The organism is Methylocystis parvus (assembly GCF_049675845.1).
Classification (GTDB): Bacteria; Pseudomonadota; Alphaproteobacteria; order Rhizobiales; family Beijerinckiaceae; genus Methylocystis; species Methylocystis parvus_A.
This window is the reverse complement of the sequence record NZ_CP187161.1, coordinates 3,001,708-3,022,271: the sequence shown is the minus strand read 5'-3', so window position 1 is coordinate 3,022,271 and position 20,564 is coordinate 3,001,708. Positions and strand designations below refer to the sequence as shown.

Here is a 20,564-nt window from a genome sequence, read left to right as displayed (position 1 = left end):
AAACGCAACAGACAGGCTGACGCCCCTCTCGCTTCGGGACGCCTGCTTCGCCGGCTCCCCAGCATGAGGGGCCCTCGGGATTTACCGAGCGCTGCAAAGCGCCCAACAAAAAAGGCGGGCCCTCGCGGCGCCCGCCTTTTTATTGGTTCACTCAGAGGCTCACCGATCGCGCGGCGGCAGGATCGGCAGCACGATCTCGGGCTGCTTGCCGGTCAGCGACTTGAGGAAGGCGACGAGTTTCGTCGTTTCGTCGTCGGAGAGCTTCACGCCGAGCTGCGACTCGGCCATCACATTCACGGCCTTGCGGAGATCGAAAGTCGAGCCCGTGTGGAAATAAGGGGCCGTCAGTTCGACGTTGCGCAGCGACGGGACCTTGAAGACGTAGCGGTCGGCGATGTTCTTCGTCACGGCGTAGCGGCCGGCGTCCTCCGCCGGAAGATGCTCGGGGCCGGGATTGGCGATGACGCCGAACTTGGCGTAGCTCTTGCCGCCGATGTTGACGCCGTTGTGGCAACCCGAGCAGCCCTTGTCCATGAAGAGCTTGAGGCCCGCCTTCTGGTCGTCCGAAAGCGCGGCGTCGTCGCCGGTCAGCCAGCGGTCGAAAGGCGCGTCGGGCGTGATCAGGGTCGCCTCGAACACCGCGATGGACTTGCCGATATTGTCGTAGTCGAGCGGTTCGGCGTCGCCGGGGAACGCCTTCCTGAAGGCTCCCTCATAGGCGGGGATGGCCTTGAGCTGCTCGATTTCGCGCCGCTTCGTCGCGGCGAGTTCGGCAGGGTTGATCGCCATCGGGCCGCCGCGCGTCTTCAGCATGGCCTTCGGATTCGCCATCACCGAATTCACGACCTGATCCTGCAGGTCGGCCGCTCGGCCGTCCCAATATTGGGTCTTGTTGAAGACCGCGTTGAACACGGTCTGCACCTCGCGGCCCGCGAGTTGCGCGGCGCCGCTGGAGAGCGCGCCGCCATCGACGCCGCCCATGCTCAGATTATGGCAGGTGGCGCAGGCGAAGGCGCGGCTTTCGGAGAGGCGGGGTTCGAAATAGAGCATCTTGCCGAGCGCGAGCTTCTCGGGCGTCGCGGGATTGTCGGCAAAGGCCGGCGCCGTCTTTGGAATCGGCTCGAAAAGCCCCTTCGCCTGATCGCGCAGGGCGTCCTCCGCGCGGGCGCCGCCCGCGGCAAGCGGCAGAAGAACGAAAAGCGAGGCGATGAGGGAGTGACGCATGTTCGGACCCATCTCCGGAAAGCACGGGAATCGTTCTATAGCACAGCTCTTCTTACTGGCTCGCCCATAAAATCCGCGCCATCCAGCTCACTTCCTCGCGCGGAATGACGCGGTCGGCGAAGGCCGGATTGATCGAACGCAGCTCGATCAGGCGGGCGGTCTGGCGCTTCAGCTCCTTGGCCATGATCTCGCCCGCAATGGTTTTCACCACGACGCGGTCGCCGCGGCGAATGGGCGCAGCCGGAGAGACGATGACGATGTCGCCGTCGCGATAAAGCGGGGCCATCGAGTCCCCGGATATTTCCAGCGCATAGGAGTGTTCGTCGGCGTCGGCGAGCACGTCGATCTCGTCCCAGCCGGCGCCCACGGCGAAGCCGGCGTCGTCGAAAAAGCCGCCCTCCCCCGCCTGGGCGAGGCCGATCAAGGGCCGCGTATGGCGCCGCGTCGCCGCGCTGTTGGCGGAGACCAGCGCCATGAACTCGTCGAGGCTCGCCCCGGTCGCCTGCAAGACCTTGGCGATGGACTCGGTCGAGGGCCAGCGCTGGCGCCCTTCCGGCGTCTCGCGCTTGGAGCGGTTGAAGGTGGTCGGGTCCAGCCCGGCCTTGCGCGCGAGCCCGGAAGGGGTCAGGCCGTAGCGCTCGCCGAGCGCGTCGAGCGCGGCCCAGATCTGCGCGTGAGAGAGAATGTCGGTCATCGGAAAGGCCGTGGCGGGAAGAATTCCTAGATAGGAATATATCCGCAATTATGTACTTTGTAAACCACCGCCCGAATCGGCTAAGCTGCTCATCTAATTGCGCAGCTACAGGATTCGGAAGATGGGACTTGCTTACGAGAACCTCGATGAAGAAACACGCCGCTTCATGGTCGAGGAGATCGAAATGGATATCGCGTCAGATAAAATTTACCGAAGCAGCTACCTGACACAGACCGGACAAGGCAATTGGCCGGAATATCTCCTCGATGCTGCGCGAACGGGCTCCGACGAAACGCTATCTAGAACTTTGCAGATGGCTGGGTCATTCAATGCAATGCCCACGAGACAACTCGCCAACGGCAAGGTGATCCAAGCGAAGGTTCCACACAATGCGGCGGACGTTTTGGCCGAAAGCGAATTCAACCGCTACTACTGCCGCGGCTTGAGTCGCAGGGCCTTAGAAGCCGGGCTGCCTAGGCTTGAGGTTTACCGCGCAAAACAAGTTGCGGTTCCTCGTCCTGAATCCGAAGAGAAGATCGGGTTGTTGTGCGAGCCAGAGGTTCTTCTAATCGACCTTCGCAAAAGCCAAGGCGTAGAGCCCGCTCTTGGCATCCCTCCGGGTCCGGGATCAGGAATTTCCGTTAGAATCCCTCGGTGATTCTCCGAGAACGATGGAACCGTGGCTGTCCGACGAATAATCGAACATGTAATCTTCCGGCTCCATCAGATAGGCACGGAACTCGCCCGTGAGGGCGATTCCGTGGAAGCGGCCTACTTTCGATAGGTCAGAAAGAAAGCTCTCCAGCCGCGCTTCTGCGCCATCAGCGCTCGTCATCTGTTTTTGCATCCTTCCCAGATGGGGTGGCGATCACTTCTTTTGTAGGCTTATGCCGCGCGACCTTCTTTAGCGCCTCGTCAAAGCGCTCTTCGGATTCGTCGCATTCAAGCGCTTTTGCCGCTTCAGCGAATCGCTCAGACTGCGATCCTGACGCTCCCGTTTTCTGTTTGGTGACCATGCCGAAGACCCTCTACCGAATTTACATGGATGACAGCGGGAACGTGGACGCGAGTGCCACAAACGATCACAACCAAAGATATGGTTCGATCTCCGCCGTTATCCTAGAAGCCCAATACCTTGACGAGGTCTTCAATAGCAGCTTCGCCATGCTGGTTGAGAGGCATTTCGGGACGAAGGCGGACGGTACGCCTCATAACCTGCACCGAAGAGTACTCAATTCTCCCCCAGATCACGGACCGTTTTCTGTGCTTAGAGACGACGCAAAGCGCGCTGCGTGGGATGCAGACGCCTTATCAATGTTTAAGAGGGCGAAATATGTCGTCATAACCGCATGTGTAGATAAGGTCGAATGGTATTGGCGCTACCCTGAATGGTCAGGCGATTTTTATGAGGTTCTTGTCCAAGCTGTGTTAGAAAGGGCCTATTACTTTTTACGCAGGGACATGATAGCGGAGGTCAATATTGAAACAAAGAACCAAGGCAGAGACCAAAAACTTAAAGAAAAATATAAGAACGCACTAGAGACTGGATACACTTACATTTCAGGAGAGAAGCTTTCTTCTGTATTTTGTTCGAAAGAATTGAACATAGTAACAAAATCTGATTGCAAGCCAGGTGCGCAGTTAGCCGACCTTATCGCCGGACCCGCGCTTCAGCATGTGAGATTTATGCACACACGACGGCACCCAATAACAGGGCCGTTCGTTCAAACTCTCTGCGGTATATTGGAGGAGGAAAAGTTTTATCGAGATTGGAAAGGCAGACCAGACGGCTATGGTCGCCTCTGGCGACCAACTAGAGCTAAACGCTAAACGGCCCCCGAAACGGGGGCCATCCAAGCGTAGCTTGTCCCTCCACCCGCGACAGAATCGCTGTGGATTGCTCTTGACAATAAGAAAATACCACGAATCGTCAAGAGCAAAAGTCGCTCGATCTGTACTATTTTCTTATCAAGTCAAGGAGTTTTCGTCAGGCCAGCGGTAGGTAAGGCGTTTTCCGCTGATGCCTTTCAGCGCACGAGACGCGCGCTCCTGATCCTCGCAACCAAGCTTCGAGCGGTGGTTGTAGCGGAAATCAAACTCAGCCAAATAGCGATGCAGATGCTTTTCACCGCAATGGTGATAGACGCCCCGCATACCGCGCTTGAAGATCGAGAAAACGCCCTCAACCGTGTTCGTGTGGACATCGCCGCGAACGTACTCTTCGTGGCTGTGCGTCACAGTGTCATGCTTGGCGAACGTCTCGCCAACCTCTGGATAAAGGCGGCTTTCGTCCGTGTAGAGTGTAGCCTCGCGGTCGATGTTGTCGGCCACGATCTTGGCGACGGTCTTCTTGTCCGCGCGCTCGACGTGGAACGAGCGAACCGAGCCGCCACGCTCAACTAGAGCCACAACCGCGCGCTTGGACGACAGGGCAGACTTGCCGCGCTTCGTGCGCTTCGTCACCACGTCCTTGTCGCCAAAATACGTCTCGTCGGCTTCCACAACGCCACCAGCGCCACCCATAGGCGCAAGCGTGCCGTCGCGCATGGCTTCGCGGATGCGGTGAGCCAGAAACCACGCCGTCTTGTACTGAACCTCAAGAATGCGGTGCAGCTGGTGAGCGCTCACGCCCTTCTTGGAGGCGGTCATCAGGTAAACGGCCTGAAGCATCTTGTTCAGCGGGATATGCGCCGACTCGAAAACCGTCCCAACCTTCACGGTGAACTGCTTGCGGCAATCCCGGCACTTGCGCAGGCCCATGCGGGTTTTGCGCAGATCGTAGTGCTTTTCGGAGACCGAGCCGCAATGCGGGCAAACCGGGCCGAGGGGCCATAGGATTTTTTCCACATGCTCGAAGGCTTTTGCCTCATCGTGGAAATACGGCTTCGAAAGAACGGACATGACTAGCTCCTTGACTCTTAAGCTACATCATCGTCCGTGGTTTGTAAACTACATAATAGCCAATATATCCTCCCGCCGCACGGGGCAAGTCGAATTTCTTTTATTCCAACCCGGTTTAGTCAATTGTCGGATTCGACGAGCTTTTCGACCCGACAATAAAGCAAAGCCTAAGCCTCCTCCTCCGCCTCCTTCGCGGGGCCGGAGATGCGGCGGCGGGCCTGTTCGCGCTTGATTTCATTGCGCCGCTCGGTCTGGCGCGCCCGCGCCTCCTCGCCCGTGGGCTGCAGAATCTTGCGGAACTCGTCGCGCTTCTCGTGGATCGAGGCGATGACGTAGCCCATGGGCACGCCGACATCGACGAGCACGGTCTCGGCGAGCTGGAGGCTCGCTTCGATCGTCTCGGGGATCGCGTCGCTGGCTCCAAGTCCATAGAGCGTCGTGGCGTGGCGGGCGTCGCGGGCGCGGGCGACGATGATGAGGTCGTCGCGGATTTCATGGGCGAGGCGCACGATCTCCTCGACGGCGGGCGCGTTCTCGATGGTGACGACCAGCGCGCGGGCCTGCTCCAGGCCGCATTTGAGCAGAAACTCCCGCCGCGCGGCGTTGCCCCAATAGATCTCGACGCCCTTCTCCCGGCCCTGGGAGACCAGCGAGACGACATTTTCGACCGCGACGAAGGGCACGTTGTGGCGGGAGAGCATCTCGCCCACCAGGCTGCCAATGCGCCCGAAGCCGACGATGACCACGCGCCCCTCGGCGATCCCGCTTTCCGGCGCGAGATGGGCGTATTTGGCTTCGTCGTCCTCGCGCTCCGCCGGCTGGCCGAGCCGCGCGCCGATCCGGCCCAGAAACGGGATGAAGAAGATCGACAGCGTCACCACGACCATGGCGTCCGCGCCGAAATGGCCAGGCAGCACCCCGGCCAGCATGGCGGAGGTGAGAAGCGCGAAGGCGAATTCGCCGCCGGGCGCCAGAAGCAGCGCCGCTTCCGCCGCCGCGCCCCATTCGATGCCGAAGAGCAGAGCGAGCGGGAAGATGATGGCCGCCTTCACCGCCGTCAGGCCGAGCGCGTTCAGCATGACCGGGGCCGGATCGGCGACGACGGCGCCGATGTCGAGGCCCGCGCCGACCGACACGAAGAACAGGCCGAGCAGCAGACCCTTGAAGGGCTCGATCGTCACCTCGATCTCGCGGCGGAACTCGGTCTCGGCCAGCAGCAGGCCGGCGACGAAGGCGCCGAGGCCCATGGAGAGCCCTGCCGCCGCCGTGACCAGCGCCTCGCCCACGACGACGAGCAGGCAGGCGGCCATGAACAGCTCCGTGAGCTGGGCCGACGCCACGAGCCTGAACAGCGGGCGCAGCAGCAGACGGCCGAAGATAATGAGGCCGGCGAGGGCGAGAAAGGCCGGCAGAAAGGCGGAGACCGCCTGCATCGCGCTGAAACCATCCTTGGCCTGCGCCATGAAGGAGACGAAGAACAGCGCGGGCGCGACCATGAGGTCCTGCAGCAGCAAAACCGAGAAGGCGACGCGGCCGGGCGTCTTGTTGATGCGCCTTCCCTCCGAGAGGACCGGCATGACGACGGCGGTCGAGGACATCGCCAGCGCCGCGCCCATCAGGATGGAGGGCGCCGCCCCGACGCCGAACCAGTGATGGCCGACAAGGGCGAGAACGGTCGCGCAGACCGCGACCTGCGCGAGGCCGAGACCGAAGACGAGGCGCCGCAGGCGCGCGAGGCGCTCCCAGGAGAGCTCCAGCCCGATCATGAAGAGCAGGAAAACGAGCCCGAACTCCGCGAGCTGCGAGACGCCCTGCACGTCGGCGATGGTGAAGAAGGAGGCGATATTGCCGGGCGCGGCGAAACGCCCCAGCCCATGCGGCCCCAGCGCCGCGCCGGCGAGCAGAAAGCCGAGGACGGGGCTGACGCGGAGGCGATGGAACAGCGGGACGACGACGCCCGCCGTGGCGAGAAAGACCAGCGCCTCGCGATAAGACTCCAGATGTAACGGATTTTCCCCCAATGAGCCCCCCGCCGCCGCGACATTGATTCGACTTAGCGAATGTAAAGGCGACGGCGCGTTTGGCGAGCGCGCTCAGGACAAAACTTTGTCTCTGGCGCGCACAAAAAAGCGCCGCCCCGAAAGGCGGCGCTAAAAGTTGGCTGGAGGGTCGGCCTGAACCGGGACTATTCGGCGCGCGCGGACTCCTTACCATTCACGGGCGCCGCGGCGGCGTTCTTGGCCGCGGCGACGCGCGTCCAGGTCTCGCCGCTGCACAGGAAGCCCCAGAGGCACCCTTTCAACCGCAGCTCGTTTGCGGATTTGATGGTGATGAAACCGTCATAGGTCTTGCCGTCCTGGGCGTTGTAGAGCTTGCCCTTCCATTCGTTGGGGCCGCTCTTCGTCGCGCCGCGCAGGATGACTGTGCCGATCGACTTCTCGTCCTCGGCCTTCTTCACCGAGATGAGCTTGGCGCAGAGCTGCGCCCCGCAATCGTAGAAGCTGAACTGCTCGCCGCCTTCCGGCCGCAGCCAGACGCCGTGCGGATCTTTGGGATCGGTGGCGCCCACCGCCGCAACCGGCGCGGCGAGAAGAGCGAGAGCCGCGGCCGGGGCCGCAAGACGCGCCAGACCAAGCGCGAAGGGATCGAATACAAAAATACGCTTCATTTCGATCGCTCCTTTTCGTGGCGATGAAGGAAGCATCCCGCCGCATAAGGGCGATTCTTCGGCGTTAATGGGGACTCGTCGCGGCTAAGGCTGAAGCAGACGTTTATAGGCCTCGAGCGTCGCGCGCTGCATCTGCTCGACGGAGAAGCGCGACTGCACGTTCAGCCGCGCCCGCAGCATCATCTCGTCGCGCGCCGACGCCTTCATCGCCAGCGCCTCGGCCACGGCCCGCGCCAGCGCCGCCGGATCGCCAGGGGCCACACGCCAGCCGGTCGCTTCGTGCAGCGGGCATTGCGGCGGGGCGCGCACGATCTCGGGCGAAGCGCCGATGTCCGAGACGATCACCGGCGCGCCCATGGCCTGCGCCTCGATGGCGACGCGGCCAAATGCCTCGGGCTCCGTGGAGGGCGCGACGATCACGGCGCTCGCGAGATAGGCCGCGGGCATGTCGTCGCAATGGCCGACATTGCGCACGAAACCCTCGAGGCCGGCGCGGGCGATCTGCGTCTCGATGTTGCGGCGGAAGCTGTCGCTATGCGGATCGCCGACGAAGAGGATACGGATGTCGTCCTGCCAGTCGGCGGCGAGGCGCTTCGCCGCGTCGATCATCACGCCATGGCCCTTTCGCGCGGCGAGGCGCGCGGGAAGCAGCACCACGCGCTCATGCGGGGCGACGCCCCACTCCGCGCGCAGCCTCTGCACGCGCCCGGGCGACACGGACGCCGGAGAGAAGGCGCGCAGATCCGCGCCGCGCGGAATGACGACGACGCGCCCGGCGGCTTCGGGATGCAGCTCGCGAATGCGCTTCGCGGCGAATTCGGAGATGGCGATGACGACGTCGCCCGACGCCATGATGGCGTTGTAGCGCAGTTTGATCGGCGAGGTTCCGTAATAGGCGCTGTGATAGGTGGTGACGAATTTCGCGCCGGTCTGCCGCGTCGCGTAATAGGCGACCCAGGCCGGCGCGCGCGAGCGGGCGTGAACGATGTCGACGCCCTCGTCGCGGATGATTCGCGCGAGCTGCACGGAATTGAGCGCCATGGAGATGGGATTCTTCGTCGCCGCCGGGAAAGGCAGCCATACGCCGCCTTTCGATTGGAGCTCGCTCACCATGCGCCCGCCGCGCGAGGCGACGAGACTGCGGCCGCCCGCCTGCGAAAGGGCTTCGGCCATATCGATGGCGGCGCGCTCCGCCCCGCCCGACTGAAGGTCGGGAACGATCTGCAGCACCGTGCGGCCCGTCAGAAGGCAGTCGGCGGCGGCGAGAGGGGCGAGGGACTGGGACATTTGATAAAGGACGAGCGGGCCGTTGGTCACGTTGCGAACGCTCGCATTCTCTTACGAGATTATTTACCAACTATGAGCGAAACGCGGGAATTCAAGCGCGCGGGACTTGCGCCTCCCTTAAACCGAGAGATCAGCTTGAGCGAGACCGCAATAGACTTCGTCGACGTCTCCAATCCTTGCGGCGGCGCGCCCTGGCGCATTGCGCGGCGCCTGCGCGAGGCGACGGGCAAGGGCGACGGCGGTCCCGGGCTCGTCTGGCTCGGCGGGTTCGCCTCTGACATGGAGTCGACCAAGGCGGGCTTTCTCGACGCATGGGCGCAGGAAAGAGGCCGCGCCTTTCTACGATTCGATTACTCCGGCCATGGCGCGTCTGAGGGGCGATTCGAGGACGGCTGCATCGGCGACTGGCTGGAGCAGACGGCGGCCCTCTTCGAGCGCTCGACCAAAGGCCCCCAGATCGTCGTCGGCAGCTCGATGGGCGGCTGGATCGCGCTGCTGGTGGCGCGCCGCCTCGCCGAGAAGAAAGAGAGCCATCGTCTCGCGGGCCTCGTGCTGCTCGCGCCGGCGGTCGACTTCACGCAAGAACTGATGTGGAGGAATCTCGACGAGGCGACGCGCCGCGAGATCATGGAGAAAGGCGCCTGGATGCGCGCCTCGCAATATTCCGATCACCCGACCCCCATCACCCGCCGGCTGATTGAGGACGGACGCAAGCATCTGCTGCTCGGTGGAATCATCCGCGCCCATGCGCGCGTCCATATCCTGCAGGGCATGGCGGACCCGGACGTGCCCTGGCGCCACGCGCTGACGCTTGTCGAGCATCTCTCGGCGGACCCCGTGACCCTGACCTTCGTGGCCGACGGCGACCACCGTCTGTCGCGCCCGGAAGACCTCGCGCAGCTCGGCGCCGCCGTGGCGCTGATGAGCGCGCCGCCCGCCGGCGTCCCGGCGCCGGACCTCTTTTCCTGAGGAGGGATTTCGCCAGAGCGCGGCTGTTTAATCAATCTTAGGCATAAGAAATCCTTCCTGAAAAACCGCATCAATTTGTTAAGTCCCGTAAAGCAACTCTGGTCGCGCAAAAGGCGCCATGACAGGCGCGGAATGCGGCGAAGGGCGGAAAACCGCCCCCCAGACAAATGAGTTGTCTCGACCATGCGCGCGTCTCGAATCTTGGCCCTCGTCGTCGCTTCAGCGATCTCGATGACATTCGGGATGAGCGCGCGCGCCGCCGATTGGTATACGGGCGTCCCGACCGATGGGCCGCCGATCCCCAAGGCCCCGCGCGCGACACTCGACATCGCTCTCGACGGCACCAGCCAGGCGGCCTATTCGGCCGCGATCATCGGCACGATCGCCCCCTTCACGCCGCTCGACCGCAGCGGCTTCCGCGTCCGCGGCAGCGGCATCGTCGGCACCTATACCTATGAGTCCACGGACGTCGGCAAGGTTAACGGCAATCTGACCGGCGGGGCCCTGCTCATGGGTTATGAGTGGGTCTTCAAGCGCGCCACCGTCTCGGTCTATCTCGGCGGCGAGATGGTCAACACCACGATTTCGCCCAACGACCCGAACAACCAGGCCAAGGGCACGAGCGTCGGCATCAAGGTCGCGACGGACTTCTACGTCACGCCGACCAAGGAGACGATGATCGCGGGCGTGTTCTCCTACTCCTCGAATTTCAGCTCCTACTACGGCCGCCTGAAATTCGGCATGGCCTTCGCCGACCGCATCTATGTGGGCCCCGAGGTCGGCATGCTGGGCGACAACTTCTTCCAGCAATGGCGCGTCGGCGGCCATGTGACCGGCATCAGGTTCGGCATGCTGCAATTCGGCGCCGCGATGGGCTTTCTTAACGATCGCGTGCGCGGCGGCGGCCTCTACGGGACGGTCGACACGCGAGTAACTTTCTAATCCGCCTAGGTAAACGGCTCGGCGGTCCCATCGTTAACGTGGCTTTTATCTCCCCCGTCTACATTTCGGGAAGGGAAGATCGCGAGGTCATGGATGTTAGGGTTGCGTGCGTTCGCGTGGATCGCGACTGGCGTACTCTCCGTTGCGTTGCTGACGCAGCCGGTGAGCGTGCAGGCGCAATTGTCCCTGAGCGTCACCATCATCGCCGTTCTTCTCGTCCTGTGGCGTTTCGGCCGCAGCCCTTTGGCGCGCCAGGCGTATCTCGCGCTCTCCAGCTTCATCGTCATCCGCTACGTCTACTGGCGCCTGACCTGCACGCTGCCGCCGACCTCGGACTGGGTGGGCCTCGGCTTCGGCCTCATCCTGCTCTCGGCGGAGCTCTATTGCGTCCTGATCCTCATCATCAGCCTGATCGTCAATGTCGATCCGGTGAAGCGCAAGCCGCTGACGCGACGCGACGACGAGGATCTGCCTGTCGTCGACGTCTTCATCCCGACCTACAACGAGGACGAATACATCCTCGCCACGACGGCGGCGGCGGCGCTGTCGATGGATTATCCGAAGGAAAAGCTCAATGTCTGGCTGCTCGACGACGGCGGCACGGACCAGAAGTGCAACGACAAGAACCCCGCCAAGGCCGAAGCCGCCAAGCTTCGGCGTTCGTCGCTGCAGGAGCTGTGCAAGCGTCTCGGCGCCCATTACCTGACCCGCGCCAAGAACGAACACGCCAAGGCCGGCAACATGAACAGCGCGCTCGCCCATGTGAAGGGCGACATCGTGCTGGTCTTCGACGCCGACCACGCGCCCTTCCGCGCCTTCCTTCAGGAGACGGTCGCCTATTTCATCGACTATCCGAAGCTCTTCCTCGTCCAGACGCCGCACGTCTTTCTCAATCCCGACCCGATCGAGAAGAACCTCAAGACCTTCGACCGCATGCCGTCCGAGAACGAAATGTTCTACTCGATGACGCAGCGCGGCCTCGATAAATGGGACGCCTCCTTCTTCTGCGGCTCCGCGGCGCTTCTGCGCCGTTCGGCGCTGATGGAGGCGGGCGGCTTTTCCGGCGTCACCATCACGGAAGACTGCGAAACGGCCTTCGAGCTCCACGCCAAGGGCTATAACAGCATCTTCGTCGACAAGCCGCTGATCGCCGGCCTGCAGCCCGAGACATTCGCGTCCTTCGTCGGACAGCGCGTGCGCTGGTGCCAGGGCATGCTGCAGATCATGGTGCTCAAGAATCCCGCGCTGAAGAAGGGCCTCAAGCCCATTCAGAAGCTCGGCTACCTCTCGAGCATGACCTTCTGGTTCTTCCCCTTCCCGCGCCTCATCTTCATGCTGGCGCCGCTCGCCTACATCCTCTTCGACGTGAAGATCTTCGTCTCGAACGTCGACGAGGCGGTGGCCTTCACCGCGACCTACATGATCTCCAACGTCATGCTGCAGAACTACATGTTCGGCACCGTGCGCTGGCCATGGGTCTCGGAGCTCTACGAATATTGCCAGGGCGTCTTCCTCAGCAAGGCGATCGTCTCCGTGCTGATGAATCCGAGAAAGCCGACTTTCAACGTCACGGCGAAGGGCCTCACGCTCGACAACGACCATCTCTCCGAGCTGGCCTGGCCCTTCTTCGCCATCTATCTGATGCTGCTCACCGGCACGCTGGTCGCCGCCTTCCGCTACGTGGTGGAGCCCGGCGTCAGCAATCTGATGATGATCGTCGGCATCTGGAACACCTTCAATCTCATCATGGCCGGCGTCGCGCTCGGCGCCGTCTCCGAGCGCAAGCAGCCCGACCGTCATCCGCGCCTCACCATCAAGCGCAAGGGCTGGCTCGATTTCAGCGACCAGCGCGTCGCGGTGGAGATCGTCAACGTCTCGGCCGGCGGTTGCGCCGTGCGTCTCATGGAAGAGATGCCGCCCATGCTGCTCGAGGCAGAGGACACGCGCGCCCGCCTGACGATCGAACCCGTCGGCGATCTCGTCGGCAAGCGCAGCCTGCCGCTCATCTTCCGCCGCGGCCCAAACACCGGCGACGATATTTTCGGCTGCGAGTTCGACACGATGCAGGCCGAGGAATATTTCGTGCTCGCCGACCTCATGTATGGCGACAGCGACGCGCTGCCGCGCTTCCTGGCGAGCCGCCGCAAGCACAAGAGCATCTGGGCCGGCACCGGCCAGTTCATCTGGTGGGGTCTCGTCGAGCCTTTCCGCGCCCTCGCCTATCTGTTCAAGCCCAAGCCGAAGACCGAAGAGGAAGCCGCCGCGGCCCCCGCGCCGCCGCCCGAAACCTCGACCGCGTGGCTCAAGCGTCTCGTGGCGCAGGCGAGCGACGGCGAGAAGAAACCGGCCGAGGGGGACCCGCAACAGGCGGCGCGAAAATCGGCATGACGAGACTCCCCTCCCATAGCGCGCGCCATTCGCGCGGTTTTCGCGCCTTCGCGGCCGCGGGCGCGCTGGCGCTCGTCGCGTCGCAGGCGCTGGCCCAGGCGATTTTCCTCACCGCGCCCCAGGAGGTTTCGCGAATCAACCGGCCGCCCGTCGTCATCGACCCGGCTCCCGTGAACACGACGCCGGCCCGGCCTCAACCGGCCGCCGCTCCCGCTCCGGCGCCGGCGCAGGCCCCCCAGTTTCCCGCCGCCGCGACGCCTGCGCCTGCGCCTCAATTCCCCGCGCCCGCCGTCGCGCCGGTGATGCCCGGCGCGGTCCTCCAGGGTCCGGCGGCGACCGGACCGCGGCCGATTCTCAAGCCCCGGCAGACAATGCTGAGGCATCTCGCCAACAACATTCAGGGCTACCGTCTCGCCGGCGAGATCGGTTCGTCCGAATGGCCGATGTACATCACGGACAGGCAGGCGCGGCGGCGCCTGCAGTTCCAGCTCGGCTATCTCTCCGCCGTCTCGGTGATGCCGGAATATTCCCGCCTCACCCTGTCGATCAACGACCAGCCCGTCGGCGCGACGCCGCTGACGGCCGTCCAGTCGGTGAAGACCGTCGTCTTCGACATTCCCGCGGGCCTGCTCCGCCCCGGCTTCAATTCCGTGCGCATCACCGCCGAGCAGCGCCATCGCGTGGATTGCTCGATCGAGGCGACGCAGGAGCTGTGGACGCAGATCGATCCGACGCAGACCGGCCTCATCCTCGACGAGTCCGACGCCGCGATCGACGCCATTTCCGATCTCGGCGCCCTGCCCGCCGACGAACAGGGCGCGTTGCCGCTGCGCGCCGTCATGCCCGCCAACCCGACCACGCGCGACATCGAGCGCATGCTGCGCGTCGTGCAGCTCATCTCGATCATCGGCCGCTTCGAGCAGCCGGTCGTCGATACGGGCGCGATCGCGGGCGGCCTCTACGGCGCAAATCTTCTCGTCGGCACGGCGGCCGAACTCGCGGCCATCGCCGGTCCGCAAATGGTGGGCCTCGTCACCAAGCCGCGCGCTTTCGTCCTGCCCCTGACCCCGGGCCGGCGCACGACCATCGTCGTCACCGGCGCCGACGCCCAGCAGGTGGACGAGGCGATCAAGCAGTTTCTCGTCGCGACGAAGCCGAAGGGCGCCGCCGCGGGCCTGCGCGCCGCCGCCGCCTTCCCGGGCTATCGCGTCGAGGGGGGCCAGCGCCTGCGCCTCGCCGATATCGGCGTGCGCAGCGCCGAATTCGACGGCCGCCTCTTCAGGACCGCCTTCAACATCATCATGCCGTCGGACTTCTACCCGGCGGACTATGGCCGCGCGACGGTGCGCGTCGCCGGCGGCTATTCGCCGGGCCTCACCTCAAAGGCGCAGCTCGTCATGTATGTGAACGAGCGCACCGCGGTCAGCCTGCCGCTGCTCAAATCGACGGGCGAAGTCTTCAAGGACAATCCGCTGCCGGTGCCGCTCGGCTTCCTGCGCCCCGGCCTCAACCGCATCGAGGTCGAGGCGCATGTTCCGACGCCCTCGGACGAGAGCTGCGACACGCTGGCGGCGAAGGACGCGCCCAATCGCTTCCTGTTCCTCGACTCCACCGAGATCGAGATTCCGCCGATCGCCCGCGTCGGACGCCTGCCCGACCTCGCCGTTACGGCGACGGGCGGCTTCCCCTTCGCCGGCTCGCAGCGGCGCTCCAAACTCTTCATGCCGCGCATCGATCCCAAGACGATCGGGGCCGCGGCCACCTTCGTCGCGCATCTCGCCGTCGTCGCCGGACGGCCGATCGACTTCGAGATCACCCAAACGCCGCCGCTCAAGGCGAAGAGCCCGACGCTCGCCGTCGCGCCGTTCGACGCGCTCGACCCCGACCTGATGAAGAAGCTCGACATGCCGGTCGACGATCTCATGCGCGTCTGGCGCGAAAAGATCGGCGTCGAGAGCCGCGGCGGCGCGGAGGTCGACGACAGCGCCGTCGCCGTCGACGCCGCGACGCGCAATCGTCTCGTGCTGCAGAACAATTTCCCGATGGCCTGCCATCCGCCGCACTCGCTCGGCGGCTTCCGCGCCATGCTGCAAAACATCGACCGCTTCGCCACCGGCGCGACAGAGGAAGAGGAAGTCGCCGAGGACGCGCCGGCCGCCCCCGCCGGCGAGGAAGAAGAAGCGTCATCCGACCTCTTCCAGGAATGGGACGCCCGCCTGCGCAACGAGAATCGCTTGAGCTGGCTGTTCGACTTCGCGCGCGGCGTCGGCCAGTGGGGCAAGGCCAAGTTCACCGACGCGGGCGATCTTTTCCGCGGTTTCGAGCGCGGCGGCTCGCCCGCCGAAATGTCCTCCGAGACGTCGCTGGCGCTCGGCCAGAACATTCTCGGCGGCGCGAATGAAAACGTCTGGACGATCCTCACCGCGCCCAACGCCGACGCGCTGGCCGACAGCGTCGCCTGCCTCGTCGACCCGCGCGTGTCGCGCCAGATCGCGGGCCGCCTGTCGCTCCTCGACATCTCCAAGGCGAAGATCGACGCGATCCCGGTCTCCAACACGCATTTTGTGATCACCCAGCCGCTTTCGGTCGGCAATGCGCGGCTCATCGCCGCCGGCTGGCTGTCGCTGCACTCGCTCTATTATGTCGGCGCGGCTCTCGTCTTCGGGCTCCTTCTCGCCGTGACGACGCGCCTCTTCGTCAAGAATGTCGGCAGGAGGACGCCGTGAGCCGCCTTCTGCGCCTCGTCCTTCTCGGCCTCGTCGCGACGATCGCCCCCCCGGCGGTCGCGCAGACTCAGCCGCAGCCGGAAGCGCCGCAAGCCGGCGATCCGGCCGCCGCGCCGGCGGAGACTCCCGCCCCCGAGGCCAAGAAGCCGCCGCGTCTCATCCTAGACGCGCGCGCCCTGCCGCTCGGCGGCGCGCTGAAGATCCCCGGCATGTGGCAGGCGTATAAATCGCGCTTCGTCACCGAAGCGGGCCGGGTCATCGACACCGGCAACAATATGATCAGCCACAGCGAGGGCCAGGGCTACGGCATGCTGCTCGCGGTGGCCGCCAACGACCGCCCGGCCTTCGACCGCATCTGGAGCTGGACGCGCGCCAATCTGATGGTGCGCGACGACGCGCTGCTCGCCTGGCGCTGGGAGCCCGGCAAGCGCCCCGCCATCGCCGACATGAACGACGCCTCGGACGGCGATCTCCTCGTCGCCTGGGCGCTCGCCGAGGCCGGCGATTTCTGGAACGACATGAGCTACCGCACCGCGGGCCGGCGCATCGCCGTCGAAGTCGCCCGCAAGACGGTGATGTTCAAGACGAAGATGGGCGCCATCCTGCTGCCGGCCGTCTCGGGCTTTCACGAGAGCGACCGCGGGGACGGCCCGATCGTCAATCTTTCCTATTACATCTTCCCGGCCTTCACGCGGCTGAAGCTCGTCGCGCCCGAAGTGGACTGGCCGGGTCTGATCCAGACGGGCCTCAATCTCCTCGACGTCACCCGGACGACGCCCGAGACGCTGCCGCCGGACTGGATGTCGCTGAAGGACTGGACCTACAAGCCGGCCGACGGCTTCCCGGCGCAATTCTCCTACAACGCCGTGCGCGTGCCGCTGTACATGGCCTGGGCAGGCATTGGCGAGCGCGAGCAGTACGAGCCCTTCATGGCGCTGGTGCGCAAGACGCGCGGCTCCATGTCGATCATCGACGTCACCAATGGGGTCGAAGTCGGAAAATTCGGCGACGCCGGCATCGGCGCCATCGGCGCCCTCACCGCCTGCGTGGTCGAAGGCTCCAAGGCGCCGCCGCAGCTCTTCATGCTGGCGCCCCAGGACAATTACTATCCCGCGACGCTGCAGCTCCTGTCGGTCCTCGCGATGCAGATGAGGTACGCCTCATGCCTGCGATGACCCGCCTCGTCCTCGTTGCGATCCTCGCCGCGCTGGCGGCGGGAGGCGCGCGCGCGGCCGCGCCGCTTCCCAGCCCCAGGCCGGCGAGCGCCAAAGCGCCCGATCCCAATCCCAAGCCCGCGAAAGCGCAACCCGGGAAGCTGCAGGATCCCAAGGCGCAGGAGGCGAAGCCGCAGGACATCGACGCCGCGGACCCGCAATCCGCCCTCGACGGCAAGCCCAAATCCAGGGCGACGCGCCAGCGGCAGTCGATTCCGATCGTCGGCGGTCCCGTTGCGCCCGACGATTTCGCTTTGCGCTATTATGCGTCCTTGAAGCAGACCGCGCGCGTCAACGCCGAGCTCGCGCGCCTGCACACGCTCTATCCCAGCTATGAGCCGCCGCAGGACCTCTATGAAGCGCCCGCCTCCAACGCCATCGACGAGGAGCCGTTCTGGGCGCTCTTCGCGGCGGACAAGATCGAGGAGCTGAAGGCCGCCATCGACGCGAAGGAGCGCGAGATTCCCGGCTGGAAGCCCTCGGCCGACCTCGCCAGCAAGCTGCGCCGCAAGGAGCTGCGGCTCAAGATTTCGGCGCTCTGGAAGGCCGACAAGATTCTCGATCTCGTCGACTATCTCAAGAAGGAGGACACGAGCGAGCTTCAGGACGACGTCGACGTTCTGTGGACGATCGCGGAGGCGTATGCCCGCGCGCGACAGAATGAAGACGCCGTTAACATGTTCAAGCGCATTCTAACGACGACGAAGGATCCGCAGATCCGCGTCGCAACGATTCAGAAAGCCCTTGGCTCGCTCCGCATGGCTGAAGTCGAAACATTGCTTGCCGCCGTCCCGGGCGCGTCCCAGGCGACGGGCGAGTTCGCGCCGCTGGCGATCGACATCACCCGTGCGCGCATCGCCGCCTATCTGCATGACGAGCGCACCGAGGAAGTGCCGCCGGCGGACATGGCGAAGTTCGAGGCCTACGCCCGGAACAGCAAGGACGCGAACCAGATCGGCCTCGTCGCCTGGTACGACTACAAGCGGCGCGATTTCAACGCCGCGCTCGAATGGTTCAAGCTCGCGATCCAATATGACGGCGACGCGATGATCGCCCACGGGCTCGCCCACTCGTTGCGCGCGCTCGGCATGAAGCGCGAGGCGGAGGAAGTCGCCTACGCCTGGCACGAGCCGCTGGCCAACAACGCGATCCTCTATCTCGACCTGCTCGAATCCGAGCTGACGCGCGAGATCCCGCCCTATATCGAGGCGGATCGCCTCGCTCGCTACGCCAAGGTGACGATGGAGGCGAGCGCAGGCGAAGGCGCGCAGGCGCTCGGCTGGTACGCCTATAACAGCTGCCAGTGGGACGTCGCCAAGTTCTGGTTCGAGCGCGCGGTCGCCTGGTTCCCCAAAGACTCGACCGTCTACGGCCTTGCGATGTCCTCGAAGCGCGTGAAGGACGAAAAGGGCCTCTACACCCTCGCCAACCGCTATGACGGACTCTTCGCCAAGGTCGTCGGCATTTTGTTCCCGGACGGCCTCGTCCGTCCGCCGTCGCCTTGCGATCAGAAGGGCGCCGAGAAGCTGCACGGCGCGGGCGTCAAGACCGCCGCCTTCATCGCGCCGGGACCCGCTTTGATCCCGAACGCGCCGCCCGTCTATGCGCCCGTGGCGCCGAGTTACGGCGACCAGAACAACGCGACCTACCCGGTCGACATGCAGCCGGGGCAGGAAGACAAGCGCGTCGCGGCGCTCCTTAAGGCGATCAAGGGCAAGTTCCCGGCGCAGGTCGACATGTCGAACCCGCTGCGCTTCCGCGCCATGCCCATTCCCTCGCTCCTCGCGCAGCGCGCGCCGGCCATGGGCTTCCCGGTCGCCGTGGACGGGGGCTATCGCAAGGATCCGGCGACCGAACCTGCGCCGCTCGTCGCCCGCCGCGTGCCGGGCGTCGGCCCCATGCCTTACGAGAAATACGGCTTCAGCCTGTTGCCGGGCTGGAACGGCCAGGAGACCGCGAGCTGGCCGCCTTATTCGCAGCAGATCGCGCCCGCCGGCACGATGTGGGCGGATCAGGAAGCCGACCCGACGAAGAGCGGCCTCGCCGTCTTCGATTCGCGCAGCCCGTCCAACGCCCGCGGCCTCGCCCCGGGCGGGCAGGGCGCCGCGACCTATGGCCAGCAGCCTGTCGCCGGCTATGGCCAGCAACCGCCGAGCCGCTCCTTCGGGGCGGGCTCAGCCGGAAATTATCTGGGCGGTTATTCGCCGCCCGCAACGCCGCCGCGGGCGCCCGCCTACGGCCAATATCCACCGCCAATGAGCCGATGAGATGACCCGCTCGAACGGCCTCCCCTCCCTCTCCCGCCGAATGGCCGCCGCGCTCTGCGCGGCTTTCTCGCTTGGCCTCGCCGCCTGCGGCCAGAGCCAGCCGGAGCGCACATTCGCGACCGACCCCAACGCCGCCGTCACCGGCCAGTTCGTCGCCGGCCAGACGCTGTCGGCCCCGATCACCTCAGCCGACCTCAAGGACGACACTGCGAACTTTTCCGTCCTTACTCTGCCGCCGGAGGCCGTGCGCAACGGCCGCGTGACCGAGAAGCAATTCATCAATGGCTGGCGCCAGAGCATGTCGCTCGACAAAGCCAAGGAGGGCGGCGACTGGAACGACCTCTCCGTGGAGGTCCAATCCGCGCCGCCGGGCGGCGCACGCGGCGAGCTCGTCATGGCCAAGCCGACACAGGACAGCATTCGCCGCGAAATTCTGGCGCGCTTCCAGGGCACGCCCATGCGCATCGTCAATCGTCCCCTGTTCAATGCGCTCGGCCCCTACGGCCTTGCGATCGGCGCGGGCGCCGGCGGGCTGCGCTGCGCCTTCGCCTGGCAATGGGTGGATAATTTCGGGGCCGGCGGCCGCGGCGAGAAATCGGGCTTCTTCAGCAATGGCGACATGCCCGCCTCGATCCGCATGCGCCTGTGCCGGCGCGGCGTGACGGCGGACGAGCTCGCCTCCTGGTACGAGCATCTCGGCGTCTCGGAGCAGAATCTCGCGCGCATCGCCGACTCCATGCGCCGCAACATGGCGATCCAGGGCATAGAGGGACAGACGGGCCTGATGGGCGGGAGTCTGATGGGCGGCCCGGCCAGCGCGCCCGGCGGCTCCCTCGGCCCGGTCGTTACGGCCGAGCCGGGCGGCGGTCGCGTGCGGGCCTCGGTCGACTCGCTCGAAGGGAGCCTCTTCGGGGGCGCCGCCGAGCGTGATGAAATCGCGCCCGCGCCCCGCCCCGCCAAGCGCGCCGTGCGCCGCGCCGCGCGCAAGGCGCCGCCCGCCGAGCCCGCCGCGGAGACGGAGGCCCCGGCCCCCGCGCCCGCGCAGGCGCCCACGCCTTCGGTCCCCTCCGACGGGCGTCGCTATCTCGGCCCGGTTTCCGACGCCGGCGGCGGCAGCGGGCAATATGCCGCGAGCGCGCCGGCCGGGCGCGGCGCCGGCTTCGGGACGGCGATCGACGGTCTGCCGGCCCAGGCCCTGCGAGGGCCGCGCGCCATCACGCCCTATTAGGCGCCCCTAATTCGGGCCTTGACAGCGCGGACCCGCTTCTCGATGTTGCCGAACAA

16 protein-coding genes are annotated in these 20,564 nt (G+C 65.3%); 9 read left to right on the top strand and 7 right to left on the bottom strand.

What is annotated here, in order from left to right; all coding sequences use genetic code 11:
* Window positions 1-159: 159 nt before the first annotated feature.
* Entirely contained in the window at window positions 160-1,224 is a 1,065-nt protein-coding gene (locus ACPFMJ_RS15700) for a cytochrome-c peroxidase (RefSeq protein ID WP_424360886.1), read from the bottom strand.
* A 52-nt stretch (window positions 1,225-1,276) separates the two neighbouring features.
* Window positions 1,277-1,918, bottom strand: a complete 642-nt coding sequence (locus ACPFMJ_RS15695; RefSeq protein WP_424360885.1) for a S24 family peptidase — start codon at window positions 1,916-1,918, stop codon at window positions 1,277-1,279.
* Window positions 1,919-2,039: 121 nt separating this feature from the next.
* Between ACPFMJ_RS15695 and ACPFMJ_RS15690 the strand changes: the two genes are divergently transcribed.
* On the top strand, window positions 2,040-2,576 hold the full coding sequence (locus ACPFMJ_RS15690) for a hypothetical protein (RefSeq protein ID WP_424360884.1): 537 nt from the start codon (window positions 2,040-2,042) through the stop codon (window positions 2,574-2,576).
* 163 nt (window positions 2,577-2,739) lie between these two features.
* On the opposite strand, the gene ACPFMJ_RS15685 is transcribed toward ACPFMJ_RS15690, so the two are convergent.
* A complete protein-coding gene (locus ACPFMJ_RS15685; protein ID WP_424360883.1) occupies window positions 2,740-2,934 on the bottom strand; it encodes a hypothetical protein in 195 nt (64 codons plus the stop codon).
* Here ACPFMJ_RS15685 and ACPFMJ_RS15680 point away from each other — a divergent pair.
* Window positions 2,933-3,748 (top strand): DUF3800 domain-containing protein, encoded by an 816-nt coding sequence (locus ACPFMJ_RS15680; protein WP_424360882.1) that lies wholly within the window; start codon window positions 2,933-2,935, stop codon window positions 3,746-3,748. The two genes, ACPFMJ_RS15685 and ACPFMJ_RS15680, sit on opposite strands and share 2 nt — an antisense overlap.
* A 138-nt stretch (window positions 3,749-3,886) precedes the next feature.
* Here the strand turns inward: ACPFMJ_RS15680 and ACPFMJ_RS15675 are convergent, their stop codons facing one another.
* From ACPFMJ_RS15675 to ACPFMJ_RS15660, 4 genes are all read right to left on the bottom strand, one after another.
* Window positions 3,887-4,819 carry an IS1595 family transposase gene (locus ACPFMJ_RS15675; RefSeq protein WP_424360881.1) on the bottom strand — a complete coding sequence of 311 codons (933 nt, stop codon included), beginning with the start codon at window positions 4,817-4,819 and terminating at the stop codon, window positions 3,887-3,889.
* A gap of 167 nt (window positions 4,820-4,986) precedes the next feature.
* Window positions 4,987-6,840 (bottom strand): cation:proton antiporter, encoded by a 1,854-nt coding sequence (locus tag ACPFMJ_RS15670; RefSeq protein WP_424360880.1) that lies wholly within the window; start codon window positions 6,838-6,840, stop codon window positions 4,987-4,989.
* Between the two features lie 164 nt (window positions 6,841-7,004).
* Complete coding sequence (locus ACPFMJ_RS15665; protein WP_424360879.1) at window positions 7,005-7,487, bottom strand: DUF2147 domain-containing protein; 483 nt, start codon at window positions 7,485-7,487, stop codon at window positions 7,005-7,007.
* A gap of 84 nt (window positions 7,488-7,571) precedes the next feature.
* The gene (locus ACPFMJ_RS15660; protein ID WP_424363884.1) at window positions 7,572-8,774 is read right to left on the bottom strand and encodes a glycosyltransferase family 4 protein; all 1,203 of its coding nucleotides are present in this window, start codon (window positions 8,772-8,774) and stop codon (window positions 7,572-7,574) included.
* A gap of 135 nt (window positions 8,775-8,909) precedes the next feature.
* Here ACPFMJ_RS15660 and ACPFMJ_RS15655 point away from each other — a divergent pair, with 135 nt between their 5' ends.
* From ACPFMJ_RS15655 to bcsN, 7 genes are all read left to right on the top strand, one after another.
* Complete coding sequence (locus tag ACPFMJ_RS15655; protein ID WP_424360878.1) at window positions 8,910-9,743, top strand: alpha/beta hydrolase; 834 nt, start codon at window positions 8,910-8,912, stop codon at window positions 9,741-9,743.
* Window positions 9,744-9,986: 243 nt separating this feature from the next.
* Window positions 9,987-10,685 carry a cellulose biosynthesis protein BcsS gene (gene bcsS, locus ACPFMJ_RS15650; protein WP_424360877.1) on the top strand — a complete coding sequence of 233 codons (699 nt, stop codon included), beginning with the start codon at window positions 9,987-9,989 and terminating at the stop codon, window positions 10,683-10,685.
* Between the two features lie 102 nt (window positions 10,686-10,787).
* The gene (gene bcsA, locus ACPFMJ_RS15645; protein WP_424360876.1) at window positions 10,788-13,073 is read left to right on the top strand and encodes a UDP-forming cellulose synthase catalytic subunit; all 2,286 of its coding nucleotides are present in this window, start codon (window positions 10,788-10,790) and stop codon (window positions 13,071-13,073) included.
* Window positions 13,070-15,799, top strand: a complete 2,730-nt coding sequence (locus tag ACPFMJ_RS15640) for a cellulose biosynthesis cyclic di-GMP-binding regulatory protein BcsB (protein ID WP_424360875.1) — start codon at window positions 13,070-13,072, stop codon at window positions 15,797-15,799. Before bcsA ends, ACPFMJ_RS15640 begins: the two co-directional genes overlap by 4 nt.
* Window positions 15,796-16,974: a glycosyl hydrolase family 8 gene (locus ACPFMJ_RS15635; RefSeq protein ID WP_424360874.1), complete on the top strand. Its 1,179-nt coding sequence runs from the start codon at window positions 15,796-15,798 to the stop codon at window positions 16,972-16,974. The genes ACPFMJ_RS15640 and ACPFMJ_RS15635 overlap by 4 nt, the downstream gene beginning before the upstream one ends.
* The gene (locus tag ACPFMJ_RS15630) at window positions 16,962-19,280 is read left to right on the top strand and encodes a hypothetical protein (RefSeq protein WP_424360873.1); all 2,319 of its coding nucleotides are present in this window, start codon (window positions 16,962-16,964) and stop codon (window positions 19,278-19,280) included. The genes ACPFMJ_RS15635 and ACPFMJ_RS15630 overlap by 13 nt, the downstream gene beginning before the upstream one ends.
* A gap of 1 nt (window position 19,281) precedes the next feature.
* Window positions 19,282-20,508, top strand: a complete 1,227-nt coding sequence (gene bcsN, locus ACPFMJ_RS15625; protein WP_424360872.1) for a cellulose biosynthesis protein BcsN — start codon at window positions 19,282-19,284, stop codon at window positions 20,506-20,508.
* Window positions 20,509-20,564 lie beyond the last annotated feature (56 nt).

Bases quoted from the DNA above. Each gene is read 5' to 3' on its own strand.
- ACPFMJ_RS15695 (WP_424360885.1), bottom strand. From the start codon at position 1,918: ATGACCGACATTCTCTCTCACGCGCAGATCTGGGCCGCGCTCGACGCG.
- ACPFMJ_RS15660 (WP_424363884.1), bottom strand. From the start codon at position 8,774: ATGTCCCAGTCCCTCGCCCCTCTCGCCGCCGCCGACTGCCTTCTGACG.
- ACPFMJ_RS15640 (WP_424360875.1), top strand. From the start codon at position 13,070: ATGACGAGACTCCCCTCCCATAGCGCGCGCCATTCGCGCGGTTTTCGC.
- ACPFMJ_RS15630 (WP_424360873.1), top strand. From the start codon at position 16,962: ATGCCTGCGATGACCCGCCTCGTCCTCGTTGCGATCCTCGCCGCGCTG.
- ACPFMJ_RS15700 (WP_424360886.1), bottom strand. From the start codon at position 1,224: ATGCGTCACTCCCTCATCGCCTCGCTTTTCGTTCTTCTGCCGCTTGCC.
- ACPFMJ_RS15675 (WP_424360881.1), bottom strand. From the start codon at position 4,819: ATGTCCGTTCTTTCGAAGCCGTATTTCCACGATGAGGCAAAAGCCTTC.
- ACPFMJ_RS15680 (WP_424360882.1), top strand. From the start codon at position 2,933: ATGCCGAAGACCCTCTACCGAATTTACATGGATGACAGCGGGAACGTG.
- ACPFMJ_RS15685 (WP_424360883.1), bottom strand. From the start codon at position 2,934: ATGGTCACCAAACAGAAAACGGGAGCGTCAGGATCGCAGTCTGAGCGA.
- bcsS (WP_424360877.1), top strand. From the start codon at position 9,987: ATGAGCGCGCGCGCCGCCGATTGGTATACGGGCGTCCCGACCGATGGG.
- bcsN (WP_424360872.1), top strand. From the start codon at position 19,282: ATGACCCGCTCGAACGGCCTCCCCTCCCTCTCCCGCCGAATGGCCGCC.
- ACPFMJ_RS15690 (WP_424360884.1), top strand. From the start codon at position 2,040: ATGGGACTTGCTTACGAGAACCTCGATGAAGAAACACGCCGCTTCATG.
- ACPFMJ_RS15665 (WP_424360879.1), bottom strand. From the start codon at position 7,487: ATGAAGCGTATTTTTGTATTCGATCCCTTCGCGCTTGGTCTGGCGCGT.